We start from the raw sequence: 13,461 nt of genomic DNA, 5'->3' as shown, positions 1-13,461 counted from the left end.
GTTTATCTGTTTTATTTCAAAATCAAACAAAAAAATACCCCACCGGCGTCCGGCGGGGTCAGTCACACATCTATCTAACACGAGAAGGGGTTTACAAGAGATATCTTACCCTCGCTACCTTAATAGAAGCTGAAAATGAAATAAAAAAACGATGAATTTGGACTACATTCGACGTAACTCATTACGAGTTGCCAATAGAGCACCATTGTGTGAGCGCTGTACTTCCTAATGTTATGTTCACCGAATCATTAATCTTATCTCTGGGGCGGGCTCTGCAAGAGATATGACGGATGCATCTTTCCGGTCTGCTCGACCAATTCATCCCGATCATAAGAGAAGCCGAGTTTAAGCAACATTCGTTCGCAAGCTTCATTCTCTGGGTGATGTTCTGCCACGAGACCCTTAGCGCCTAATTCTTCAAATGCATATCGGATCACCGCCTGCGCAGCCTCTGTCGCATAACCTTGACCCCAATGATCCCGTGTCAGATGAACACCCAATTCATACATGTACTCATCCGATGAATGTGGCTGAAGCCCACAGCAACCTACCAATACACCCGTTTCTTTCTCAAACATGGGCCAGTATTGCACATTTTCTTCCTGCTGCCGTTTCATCTCTTGCGTGAGTCTTGCTTCAATCTCATCTTCGTTAAAAAATCCCTTGTTGCTCATCCACTTCGTCACCTCTGGATCACCCCAAAGCGCAGATGCCAAAGGTCGGTCTTCTTCAGTCCACGTCGCGAACTCAAGTCGGTCAGTTTCAAGAAACGTTTCTCGCTCTGTTCTCATCGTTTCCTTCATGGTCTTACAACCTCCCATCGGTATGACCAGTTCATTATTTCCTTTACAATGAATTAATCGAATGAAAGCGACGTTAAACAGGAGGTTTATGTCTACAGTTGCTTAGCCAGCTTTTCGAATTGATCAATGTGCGGTTTAATTTCTTTTTCTACACTCTTAATAAATGTAGTAAACTGCTTCTGACTAAACTCGCCACCTACACCGACATTACGATATACATTTCCCTTTTTATATGTAAATGAGAAGAAATACCCGCTCTTTAACCTTGCTAACATATTTCCTGGTTCACCCATCATCTCTAGGCTCAGCTTAGCGTCTTTGTACATAAAAGAATACGGCGGATCGTACTCCCCATGTCGAACATCATAACCTGTAACCCACTGATCCTTGGCAAACGACCCTGTCCGGATCTGATTCTCAAGCAAAGTTGCTTCATTCAAAAATTAAGCCCCTGCCCGGAAGGATAACCTACCAGACAAGGGCTTGTTCAGTGCACTACAGTCAAGTCTGCATTAGAAATCAGCTACAGCGAATTGAATCGTTCCGGAAGCCGGGCCTCCATTATTCGCTAGCAACGCGAAAACTAACACATGACCCGCTCCAATCGTAAGACTACTGTTTACAGGAACAACATAAGTGACAACTGGTTCATTGACACGCGTAATCACAAGAGATACGGGGAATGGTCCATTGTTGTTGACTGTTACAGTAGCGTTGGAGCCTCCAGCCAGATTTTCGTAGTAGGACTTACCTACACCCGCTGGAAGATTGTAATACTGTAATGGTAAAAGGATAGCCATGTGAATCACCTCCTTTTTGCTTTGATACGGTATTCTATGTTTGAAATCTAGCATTGTAACGGTAAAATGCCAGTGTTATAACGTCTATTTTTGCTAGACTTCATAGATTCGAGATTCGATGATCGATTCAAATAAAAAAGAGCCCTACCGAACCATCCGGTAGAGCTGTTGCGATGCGTACTTTATGCTCAACGTAGAAACGCACTGAATTACATACACAAACTTCGCTGACAGAAGATTATAATTCTCCGATCTTACGCGTATAACATGAAGAAGTTTAACTCATGCCCCTGTTGCTTGAGATAATTATAGAGCTGGGAACGGTGATGGAATACATGAGTTAGCGTCTCAATCTGCCACTGTGCCTGAAGGTGTCCGTGCTCCATATAAAATGCTTTGGTTGAACGGGTTAATAGATCCTCTTCACTGAGTGAAACGATATAGTCTTTGTACGCTTCTAGATTACTCCACAGCGTTGCCTCTAATTTCTCAATATCCTCGATGCCTGCTAGACTATTCTCAACTTGTCCTACCTCTGCTTCGCCTTTCTCCTGCATGATGGCAAGGTCTGAGGCGGTAATTTGAATAAAATGGTGCACTAGCTCCACCAGAGAACGCATATTGTCCTGTGGACGGTATGCCCAATCCTCTGGACGAATCAGACGGATCAGTGATGCCCCTGTACGCACGCCTGTTTCCAATTCTCGAAGCAGATGATCTCTCATTTGCATAGTTCCATTCATATCATAAGTCTCCTTTATTATTCATCTTAAGATTTAAGTATAACCGAGGGCTTGTCCAATCTATTGTACAAATCGGACATCATCAAATGATGTTCCTTAGCAGCAGTCCGTGGCGTCTCTCCATAGAACTTACGAAAGTGACGAATCAAGTGTGCTTGGTCGTAGAATCCATGTTCAACCGCCAATGCCGCCCAGTCACGCGCCGGATTCTGATGGATGCTCGCCAGCACACGGTGAAAACGAACGATCTCGCTGAATCGCTTCGGGCTAACGCCAATCCAGCCTGCAAATTTACGATGTAATTGCCGCTCACTCACAACCTCACGTATGGCGAGTTCATGTACATTCATGCTACCGCCATCACTGAATATGCGGTGCAGAACATTTTTCATCAGATCCTGTTCATATGCTGAGATACGTACCGACAACCGTTTCAATGTCCCCTCCATGACTCGCACTCGCTCATCAAAGCTATTCGTTGTAGCCAGGCGTTCCCGAAGTTCATCCACCTGGGTAGGCCAGCACTCCTCAAGAGGGATTCTCAGATCTGTGAACGTATCCAGCGGCAATCCATGAAATGAACGTGCACCGCCCGGAAAAAAGCGCACACCAAACGTATAATCCCCTGACGGAACTACACCCACTGACTGGGGAAACATGAAGGGCTGCGTGTAGTTCCCACAATACGATAACGTATGCTTCGACTGAGCCGCATCATATGTTATCAGAATATCCGTACAACCGTCCGGCAATACCCGAGTGGGTACTCCATTCACCTGTTTAGGCAACATGCTCTCTTCTCTATTCGAGAAAAATCCTGATTCCCAATAGCAAGCAATGTACGCCATTAGATCAGCAGAAGGCATTCTCTCCACATAATACGATTGCTCATCCGTACCATTGATCTGGATTGGTCGAAACATCGTATGGAGCGTCACATCCATGAGAACCCTTCCTTCCTATTCATATCTCTGCTCTGTATATCCATTATGTATGCTTCTATCATATCATCATCACGTAACCCTACACAGCCATGAAACAAAAAAAATGCCCCGCCGGACGATCCGGGCGGAGCCAGTCACACATCTATTTAACACGAGAAGGGGTTTACAAGACTTATATTAGTCTTCGAACCTTAATAGAATCTGAAATTAGGATGAAGAGAAGATCAATTTTATAAAAGGGATTGAACTAACAACTCCGCTTTGGTTCACGTACTCATAGTGTTTTGATCAATACTGACGCGATTAACACAGAAGCTGTGGTGACTGTTGTAAATCCACCGACCAGCATCGGTGTCAAAATCTCATCCAGAATCGCTTGACGTTCATTCTCATCACGCCCAACGGAACGACTCACTTCTTCACAGATAATGTAGTCCCCCGGAAAACCAAATAGAGCTGTTAACGCCACAGGCAGACCTTTCAGCGGGTCCCATTTGAATAGCTTGGAGCCAAGGAATCCCCCGATCATTACCCCAACCACCCCGACTGCGATAATGAACAATACGGGAATAATAGAGCTGACCACTGCATCCAACGTAATCGACTCCATACTTGTCATCACCACGATAATCAGACCGATCATAGCAATGCCTGACGTACTAGCTTTATCCAGAATCCGTGATGGGAATAACCCGACAAGATGGCCAATAACACCTAACAGCAACGCCCAAATACTGTAGCTAAGCCCGGTTACATTGCCAAGAAAGATGGACAGACTGCCCATAATGAATAAGAATAATAGCAAGATCGGAGCGGTATGGAAACGCTGTGGAAGAAATGTTTTCACATTCGCTTCCTTAATATTTACGTTTCCTGGCGATGGAGTCTTGTTCTCAAAAGCGCCCTGCTTCTGTAGTTTCAGTGCATACCTCCGAAGTAAATTGGTTGCGAGCGGCATGCCCACGAGTGAGTGAATACCAAGAATAACAGCCGGAATTGTAATCAGATGCGCGAGATTCATCTCCTGCAGCTTGGTAGCCGTGATCAGATAAGAGATAATCCCACCGACCACTGGGCTTGACCCGGCAACAGCTGTAGGGTAACCATAAAATGGCGTTACAATCAACAAAATGAGGCCTGTAGCAATAAGTGATCCGAACAGTGAAATCAATATCGCTTTATACTGCGAACGAATCAATTTCAGTGGAATCAAGGTTCCCATGTGCACAATAAGTGGAGCCACCATCAGCGCCCCGAACGCGCTCAGTGCAGAGCTTGACACCACGCCTTGCGGAAAGAACCCAGCCCAGTTCAGCAGTAGATAACCGATTAGAACAACGAGCAAGGAAGGAATTCGTGCTTTCGACCAGATGGAGACTAATTCTCCAATAGCTAAAATGACGAGTAATATCGTGGCGATATAAATCGGTTGACTAAACATGGTGACTTCTCCCCATTCTCTACGTTGTCTGCATCTTACTTCAAGCGTTCACCTGATAGATAGACCTGCTCAATATGGCCTGTATTTTCAAGCAGACTAATATCTGTCAACGGATTCACATTCAGTACCAGCAGATCTGCTGACTTGCCTGCCTCAAGGGTACCGATCTCCTCCTCCATCTGCATCGCTTTGGCAGCATCTCGCGTTGCAGCAACAATGGCTTGCATTGGCGTGAAGCCAACATCATCTACAAGTAATCGCAGTTCGAGTGCATTACCGCCATGCTCTACCGGTGCACACGTACAGAAATCCGTACCCGCTGCGATGGTTACACCCGCTTTGTGTGCAATGATCATATTTTCAATATGCTCTTGGTATACACGCTCTGCTTTGCGAATTCCAAATTCAGGTACACCGTATTTATGCCCCTCTTTGATAATCCGATGCACGATAGCTAGTGTTGGAACGAGAATGGCCTTCTGATCCAGCATCATACCAATGCCTTCTTCATCAATGTAGATTCCATGTTCAATCGTACGCACACCTGCAAGCAACGCATTTTTAATTCCCTGCGTCCCTTGTGCATGTGATGCTACATACGACTGTACCGCCTCAGCTTCATACACAATCGCCTTCAGTTCATCTAATCGGAATTGTGACCAGCGTGGATCATCCTTCTCCGATAACACCCCACCTGTGGAACACACTTTAATAAAATCTGCACCCTCACGAAACTGCGTGCGTGCGGCCTTAATAACTTCTGGCACACCGTCACATGTCGTGAAAATATTCATTTCGGTTGGAATCATATGAATATCTGCATGTCCACCCGTCTGACTGAGCATATGACGAGACGTTTTGATCCGCGGCCCTTTAACGACGCCTTCCTGGATCAGGTCACGAATATACACAGCAACATGGCTGCCGACATCCCGAACCGTTGTGAAACCTGCGTTAATCAGCTTCGGTAGATCCTGTAACGCTCTCCCCATCTGAAGTTCATTTGGCTCAAGAGCCACCGCAGCCATGTTCAGATTCTTCGCTCCGTGTACGTGAACATGTGCATCGATCAATCCTGGCATGATAACTTTCCCGGTTACGTCGACAACCTGAGCTTCTTCTGGGATCTGTACAGTTGCCTTGGCACCTGCTTCTTTAATCTTACCGTTCTCTACCAGAACCACACTATCGGAAACAGGCTCTCCGCCTTGTCCATCTATCAGCAATGCACCTGTAAAAGCAATCATTGAACTCATCAATACTCCACCTCGTTTTCAGATTTGGTTACGCATCATCGTAATGAGTGATACGTGATGTACCTATTCAAGTTAAAGCTATACTGTTGTAACACTTTGAAATTGTATAGCGTTAAAGTTACTGACATTATATAAGCTGCAAATGTATAATGTCATTGTTGATACCAACAGTTTTATATGGACAACACTAGTGATATACACAGCGAAGAAGATGCTTTATTCAAAATTGATATGACTAATGTGATGTATTAGCACACGAAAGGAGTAATACCCATGATGAATGAGACGATTCATTCCTTTATGACACATAGCTTCGGCCCCTGTCGGTACGGCATATGGCTCAAGGATGATTATGATGTTGAGTGGAATAACTGGCTGCTTGTAGGAGAGATGCCTGACAATATCGAGGAAAGTTCTCTAAGCTTAGAGTGGAAAATATTTAAATATACGTTTGAATTTCTATCCCATTGCAATATCCGTGTGGCTGTCGATACCCAGAAGCAGCTGACCCTCTTACAGAGTGAACGTCTGGAATCCTTGATCCGAGAAGAGCTGCTCAAACAGCAGATCATGAAGGAGCGTGTACATAATGAGCGATGGATGACGGGGCTGAGAGAGCTTACCTGTTCCCTAGAATTAAACGATCTCTTGCTGAAAATTATGGAGAACGCGCTTAAGGTAATTCCATCCTTATCCTGTGGTTTATTTATGATGGTCGATCCCGAATCAGGCAAAATGATTCCTAGAGCCAAGGTTGGTTTTCAAGATAGTGTGTTTCAGTATCAAGGGGAGATTGATGAAGGAATTACTGGAAAGGTATATGAGGAAGGCATCGGCCGTATATACAGTAATCCGGAAGAGGCATACAGGGATATGGCTAACGTTAATCCGGAGAATGCCAGCATTATTGTTAGTGCATTACCTGACGGTAGTGTAGCTAAAAGCATGATTGCTGTTCCAGTCACGATGAACACGCGTAAAATTGGGGTCATGCTTGTCTATCAATTCACGCAATACAGGCGTTTTGCCCCGCATGACCTGAACGTGATGCAAGGATTTGCGGATCAAGCCGCGATTGCCATCTCCAACGCCACCATGTACTCTGAGCTACTGGAGAAGAACCGTTATCTCGTCAGCCGTAATGAACTTCATAATCAGTTCACCAAACTTTCCATTGAACATGGTTCCTTAGGGCATACCATAGAGAAGGTAGGTTCGATGCTAAACTTGCCTACCTATTATATTGATATGGCGAGAAGTGATTGGTATCCTACGATACCGGAGACTGCAATGCTTCATGAGGTCAATATCTATAGTTTAATAGAGAATAACTTCGACCCCATGACATTGCCTGGAGACGGAAATTCCGACGTATATCTATATCCGATCGTATATGGTGCGCTTGTGCTCGGTTGTTTCCTCATTGAGCTACATCATCCTCTGCGCCAGCTTGACCATGTTATTCTGGAACAAGGCGGAGCTATTGTCACACTGAATATGATGAATACCTACTCCCTGACAGAGATGACTTATCGCAAAAACCAGGATTATTTCGCTGATCTCGTTCAATATCGGGAACCTCAGCAGTTAGAGAGCAGGCTCGCCGGCTTTCATTTACCAGCGCATCAATCCCTATTCGTCATTCAAGTTCAGCTTCAGAGTGAGCATCTGGATATGAAAACAACGGAAAATTGGGTTCGTAAGCTCATTGGCTTTATTGATAAGGAGTTAGGTACAACTGAGTATCTTCTATTTAATACACACAATAAAATAACGATCCTGGCCGCCGCTTCCGATCCCAAAATCCGGCTGCATGTCATAAACACACTCGAAGTAGCCATACAGAAATGGACCACCTCTAAGACACCGCAACTCTTAATGGGAATCGGTGGCGTGTACCGTGGTCTGGAGTATGTGTCCAAGAGCAATGACGAGGCTGCGCGCGCACTGTCATTTTTGCTGAAACGCAATAAGGTAGGCAGGATGCTCTATGAAGATATTGGCATTAACAAGCTCTTCCTCAATCAAGAGACGTCAGATATTGAAAACTATATTCATGAAGTTCTAGCACCGCTCCAGCAGCATAAATCTGGTGAACTTGAACTTACGCTCAAAACCTATATTTCCGAGAACCGCTCCGTTCAGGCTACAGCCGAACGATTGCATATTCATAGCAATACACTTTATTTACGCCTACGTAAAATAGAAGAAATTCTAGGTGTAGATCTGAATGATTCAGAAGGCTGGATGAAGATCTATCTGGCGTTTCATTTAAGCGAAGTATACGCCGTTACACATACACCCTCTATATAAGTTGAATGAGCGAATAGGATGTGAACGAAATCATTGCAATCCATGTAGCTTACGGAAGCTTTCCGGGCTCATGCCGGTATGCCTTTTGAACATGGCGCAAAAGTAACTCGGATTCTCGTACCCAACCCGATGGGCAATTTCGTATATTCGCAGCTGCATCTCGCTAAACATCAATTGCTTGCTGCGATTAATACGCTGTTGATTCACATAGAACAACGGTCTGGTGGATAATGCCCGCTGGAACAATCGACATAAATACTGCGGGGACACCACGGCCACTTCGGCTAGCTCGGCTAGAGACAACGATTGATTTAGATGTTCAGCGATATATCGCAATACGGGATTTAACCGCTGTAATTCATCATTGTGATTAGCCGGAGCGATAAGCATTGGTTTAAGATCAAGCAGCAGCGCGTACAACCACTTGGAGCATTCAATCTCATAGTCGGTATCTTCTACACTCTCTTCTCTCACAAGCATGTGTTGTAGTCCCTGTAATAGCATGTTAGACCTCAATCTACATACGCGCGAATGGGTAATTCCTGCATACGAGAGCAATTCACTAGCCTCCCTCCCCTGGAAGGAAATCCATGCCAGCTCCCAGCGCTCACTCATGGGCATATAACGATGCGGAATGCCAGGATAGAGGAAAAATACATCACCTGGGCCGACTAGATGCTCCTCATCCTGAATGATCAGTTTCCCTTGCCCTTCAATGACTTGATGGATCTGATAGTCAGGAAAACCCTGCGGACGATCCGTCTCCTTCTGATGCTCCCAATACCCCACTGTAGTCATATAAATCGGCAAACGAGAGGTCTCATCTGTTTTCCCAAACCTATATTGAGTTTCCACCGGTTCACCACCTTGTCATTTAGTTTCATATTGTGATAGATGTGGGCAATATTCTTTATTTCATAAGTGCCTTTTCAATTTTATAATGACAATATTATAACATTATTGAAGGAGCTGCTGTGATGAGAAACAAATTGAACTACACCCCTCCAGCCAATGGTTATCCTGAATGGAACAATAATCCTGAGACCTTTCAAGTCGGTCGATTAAATGCACATGCTTCAATGATGCCATTTCCGTCTGTTGCGGAAGCATTGAACAATAAAGCAACATCTTCTCCTTGGTACCAGTCCCTGAATGGAGTGTGGAAGTTTGCTTTTGCGGAAACGCCAGATGCTCGAATCGCGTCCTTTTACGAGACGAATTACGATTATAGCCAGTGGGACGAGATCCCGGTTCCTTCGCACTGGCAGCTTCAAGGCTATGATTATCCACAATACACGAATATCCGTTACCCATGGTCAGAGCGTGAGCCAGAATTAAAATCACCATTCGCACCAACAACCTATAACCCTGTTGGTTCTTATATTAGAACATTCTCCGTGCCTGCAGACTGGAAGAATCGCCCTGTTCTTCTCCATTTCGCAGGGGTTGAATCTGCGTTCTATGTATGGGTTAACGGTGAATTAGTCGGTTATAGCGAAGATACCTTCACGCCTTCGGAATTTGATGTTAGCGCGTATCTACATGATGGTGAGAACACACTTGCCGTAGAAGTATACCGCTGGTGTGATGCAAGCTGGCTGGAGGATCAAGACTTCTGGCGAATGAGTGGTATTTTCCGTGACGTATATCTGTATTCTCCTTCACCGGTTCAGATTGCTGACTTCTTCGTACAAACTAACCTTGATGCAGCCTATCAGGATGCTGAGCTACAGATCGATGTGAAACTGTTCAATCACAATGCCAGCGTTACAGATGGAATGAGCGTGCAGGCACAGCTCTATGATGCACAGCAGCAAGCGGTGCTGGATCAACCAATACAAGCGGCTGTTTCTTTTGCAAATGATAACAACGAACTAAGCATTCACTTATCTGCAGAGGTAACCAATCCACTGAAATGGAGTGCAGAATTCCCCAATTTATATACATTAGTTCTGTCCATACAGGCAGGCCATGGTGAAACAGTTGAGGCGGTTCGTTCCCGCGTTGGATTCCGCACGTTTGAATTGAAGGACGGTTTGATGAAAATCAATGGTCAACGCATTGTTTTCAAAGGCGTGAATCGCCATGAATTCTCTCCGAAAACAGGACGTGCGATTACCGCTGAGGACATGATCCGTGACATTGAGCTGATGAAATCTTTCAATGTTAACGCCGTGCGTACCTCTCATTATCCTAACCAATCGCTCTGGTACGAGCTGTGTGATGAGTACGGCCTCTATGTCATTGACGAGACGAATCTGGAGACACATGGATCATGGTACTACGGACAAAAGGAACTGAATGAGAACAACATTCCTGCAAGCAAGCCAGAATGGCGAGAGAATGTGTTAGATCGCTGTAACTCGATGTTCCAACGGGACAAAAATCATCCGTCCGTCATCATCTGGTCGCTGGGTAATGAATCCTTCGGTGGCGACAACTTCATTGCTATGTACGATTATCTGAAGCAGTCTGACCCAACAAGACTTGTTCATTACGAGGGAACGTTCCATTACCGTCCTTCGGATTCAGCAAGTGACATCGAGTCAACCATGTATATCAAACCTCAACAAGTTGAGGAATATGCCCAGCTGAAGGTGCCGAAGAAACCGTATATCATCTGTGAATACAGCCATGCCATGGGTAACTCATGTGGTGGATTACACTTATACTGGGATGTATTTGACCGGTATGACATATTACAGGGAGCCTTTATCTGGGACTGGATCGACCAGGCGCTGCTCACAACTACAGCAGATGGGATTGAATATCTCGCCTATGGTGGGGACTTCGGAGAATCGCCGCATGATGGGAATTTCTGCGGAAACGGACTGATCCTAGCAGATGGCTCTGTTACACCGAAGCTTGAAGAAGTGAAGAAATGTTATCAGAATGTTCGCATGGAAGCCGTGAATGTACAGGAGGGTATCTTGCGTATCCGCAATCTCTCCCTGTTCACCAATCTGAGCGAATATGATCTTGTATGGACGTTATTACACGATGGTAAGCCTGTTGAGAACGGTCAACTTGACATTGCCGTGGCACCTGGAGAATCGAGCGAAATTCGTATTCCTTATACACCATCGGCAAGTCTGTTCCAAGAAGCGGTATTAACCGTGTCTCTCGTGACCAAAGTTGCAACCAAATGGGCAAGCGAGGGTCATGAAGTCGCTTGGGATCAGTTCGTTGTATCGCCAAGATTACAACCAACCAGGGCAGCAGACCAAGGCAAGGGTATATCGTTACTCGTAGAGGATGTGCAGAACGAGTTGAGCGTAAGTAGTGACCATGTATCGTTTGTTTTTGATCAAACTACAGGCGCGCTTACCTCCTATCAGCTCAACAAGCAGGAGCAGCTCCTTGCACCCGTCCGGCCTAATTTCTGGCGTGCTGTGACAGACAATGATCTAGGTAACGGTCTGCCAGAGCGTTCCGGTTTCTGGAAAGATGCTCACGCGACTAGCCAATTAATTCGCTTCGAACATCAAGTGAATGAACAAAACTGCATCGTGACAAGCGATTATACGTGGAATGCACATCCAGGATGCACATTGTCCATTACGTACAAGATGTTCCCGGATGGCACGCTGGAAATACAGCAGCATCTTATTCCAGGTGAAGGATTACCCGAGCTACCGGAGTTCGGCATGCTGCTTCAACTGAATAACGAGCTGGATACAATCGCTTGGTATGGTCGAGGGCCACACGATAACTATGCAGACCGGCTGACCAGTGCAAGATTAGGATATTACACTGGAGCCGTTCGCGATCAATTCGTTCCGTACCTGAGACCACAGGAATGCGGTAACAAAACCGATGTACGCTATGCTGAAATTACGTCAAGCAATAACACAACCGGTGTCCGCTTCGAATCAGCAACACCGTTCGAGATTAATGCATTGCCGTGGACTCCTGAGGAACTTGAGACACATGACCATGTGTACAAACTACCTCAGAGCACGCAAACGGTCGCTCGCATCAATTACAAACAAATGGGCGTAGGCGGTGACGATAGCTGGGGTGCGCCAACTCATGCGGAATATACATTGCCCGCTAATCGTGCATACCACTTCACTTTTACGGTTAAACCTGTATAACAAAAAGATGTAATTGAGGAAAGCACCAATAATAGCACTGCTGGACGTATGCCAGTAGTGCTTTTTTTCGCGTGATGTTGAATAACTGATGATTGATATATGATGCGAGACGCTGGATATGTGAAATGAGATGCTTTGCCGCACAATGCGTGATGCTAGATATGTAATGTGAACGATGTGATGCGCGAGCATACGTGCTCAGTTTAAAGTTAATCGAAGAAACATTATAATGAGTGATGGGACAAACATGATATTAATCATTAATCTATTATGAGGTGAGAATTTGCAAGTTCTGTTTACCGTAATATGGATCACTGGCTTATTGGCATTCTTTGTGTTTCTTATATCTATGATCTTATCCATGAGAAAACATAACAAGGTAACCATCAAGCATATTATCCTAACGACACTATGTTTCGCGATGGCTTCCATAGGTATGTATGGTATGTTAGCTCTATCCTCGAACACTACACAGCCTGGTCCAGATCAAGCACAGCAACAGGCTCCCGGTACCGATTCAACCGGGGAAAACGCTGATCATTCCACCCCAACGGATCATACTGGATTTCAGATGACTGCCAATGATTTTAGAAATAAGTTTAATGCTGCCGTAGGTAAATACCGATTAAATGGGCTAGCGATTACCCGACTGACGATGAATGAGTCATCAACAGATCAGGCCACTCCCACTTTTGAGTATGCATTCAATGATGAATTACGCATGATCGGAATAGTCAATGCAGATGAACAAATACAGGAAATTAAGCTATATGGAACTGGCAATGTCAATGAACCGACTCGTGGCGTCCTGCTGACTGCCATCGCTACGCTCATTCTAACCACGCACAGTGAGTACACCTATAATGATGCGCAAGACGTTATTCAGGATATCGGATTGTTAGAGCGTGATGTGAATCAGAGTGAGTTTGATGAAACAACAATACGAGATGGATTTCAATATCGCTTCCAGGTTCAAAATGATGGGACGTCTGTTTTTGAAATAACAACGGTGGAGTAAGTCTCACAAGTGCAAGAAGCCGTCCCATTATACATGCATACCCACG

11 protein-coding genes are annotated in these 13,461 nt (G+C 45.1%); 3 read left to right on the top strand and 8 right to left on the bottom strand.

Features of this window, described 5'->3' with window-relative positions; genetic code table 11:
- Positions 1 to 254 precede the first annotated feature (254 nt).
- The 7 genes from V6W81_RS06375 to V6W81_RS06345 all read right to left on the bottom strand — a co-directional run bounded on the left by V6W81_RS06375 (position 255) and on the right by V6W81_RS06345 (position 5,987).
- Entirely contained in the window at positions 255 to 803 is a 549-nt protein-coding gene (locus V6W81_RS06375) for a GNAT family N-acetyltransferase (RefSeq protein WP_338542148.1), read from the bottom strand.
- A gap of 92 nt (positions 804 to 895) precedes the next feature.
- On the bottom strand, positions 896 to 1,243 hold the full coding sequence (locus V6W81_RS06370) for a hypothetical protein (protein ID WP_338542146.1): 348 nt from the start codon (positions 1,241 to 1,243) through the stop codon (positions 896 to 898).
- Between the two features lie 72 nt (positions 1,244 to 1,315).
- Positions 1,316 to 1,603: a hypothetical protein gene (locus tag V6W81_RS06365; protein ID WP_338542145.1), complete on the bottom strand. Its 288-nt coding sequence runs from the start codon at positions 1,601 to 1,603 to the stop codon at positions 1,316 to 1,318.
- 254 nt (positions 1,604 to 1,857) lie between these two features.
- On the bottom strand, positions 1,858 to 2,346 hold the full coding sequence (locus V6W81_RS06360) for a DinB family protein (RefSeq protein WP_145050434.1): 489 nt from the start codon (positions 2,344 to 2,346) through the stop codon (positions 1,858 to 1,860).
- A 26-nt stretch (positions 2,347 to 2,372) separates the two neighbouring features.
- Complete coding sequence (locus tag V6W81_RS06355) at positions 2,373 to 3,290, bottom strand: AraC family transcriptional regulator (RefSeq protein ID WP_338542144.1); 918 nt, start codon at positions 3,288 to 3,290, stop codon at positions 2,373 to 2,375.
- Positions 3,291 to 3,564: 274 nt separating this feature from the next.
- The gene (locus V6W81_RS06350; RefSeq protein WP_338542142.1) at positions 3,565 to 4,731 is read right to left on the bottom strand and encodes a hypothetical protein; all 1,167 of its coding nucleotides are present in this window, start codon (positions 4,729 to 4,731) and stop codon (positions 3,565 to 3,567) included.
- A gap of 35 nt (positions 4,732 to 4,766) precedes the next feature.
- On the bottom strand, positions 4,767 to 5,987 hold the full coding sequence (locus V6W81_RS06345; RefSeq protein ID WP_338542140.1) for a metal-dependent hydrolase family protein: 1,221 nt from the start codon (positions 5,985 to 5,987) through the stop codon (positions 4,767 to 4,769).
- A gap of 273 nt (positions 5,988 to 6,260) precedes the next feature.
- Between V6W81_RS06345 and V6W81_RS06340 the strand changes: the two genes are divergently transcribed.
- Entirely contained in the window at positions 6,261 to 8,300 is a 2,040-nt protein-coding gene (locus V6W81_RS06340) for a helix-turn-helix domain-containing protein (RefSeq protein WP_338542139.1), read from the top strand.
- Positions 8,301 to 8,330: 30 nt separating this feature from the next.
- Here the strand turns inward: V6W81_RS06340 and V6W81_RS06335 are convergent, their stop codons facing one another.
- Positions 8,331 to 9,155 (bottom strand): AraC family ligand binding domain-containing protein, encoded by an 825-nt coding sequence (locus V6W81_RS06335; protein ID WP_338542137.1) that lies wholly within the window; start codon positions 9,153 to 9,155, stop codon positions 8,331 to 8,333.
- Between the two features lie 122 nt (positions 9,156 to 9,277).
- Here V6W81_RS06335 and V6W81_RS06330 point away from each other — a divergent pair, with 122 nt between their 5' ends.
- Together V6W81_RS06330 and V6W81_RS06325 are read left to right on the top strand one after the other, a co-directional pair.
- Entirely contained in the window at positions 9,278 to 12,397 is a 3,120-nt protein-coding gene (locus V6W81_RS06330) for a glycoside hydrolase family 2 TIM barrel-domain containing protein (RefSeq protein WP_338542136.1), read from the top strand.
- A 361-nt stretch (positions 12,398 to 12,758) separates the two neighbouring features.
- Positions 12,759 to 13,415 carry a hypothetical protein gene (locus V6W81_RS06325; protein WP_338542135.1) on the top strand — a complete coding sequence of 219 codons (657 nt, stop codon included), beginning with the start codon at positions 12,759 to 12,761 and terminating at the stop codon, positions 13,413 to 13,415.
- Positions 13,416 to 13,461 lie beyond the last annotated feature (46 nt).

It is taken from the genome of Paenibacillus tundrae, assembly GCF_036884255.1.
GTDB lineage: Bacteria > Bacillota > Bacilli > Paenibacillales > Paenibacillaceae > Paenibacillus.
Note: the sequence above shows the minus strand (reverse complement) of the source record. Positions and strands in the feature narration are given on the sequence as shown.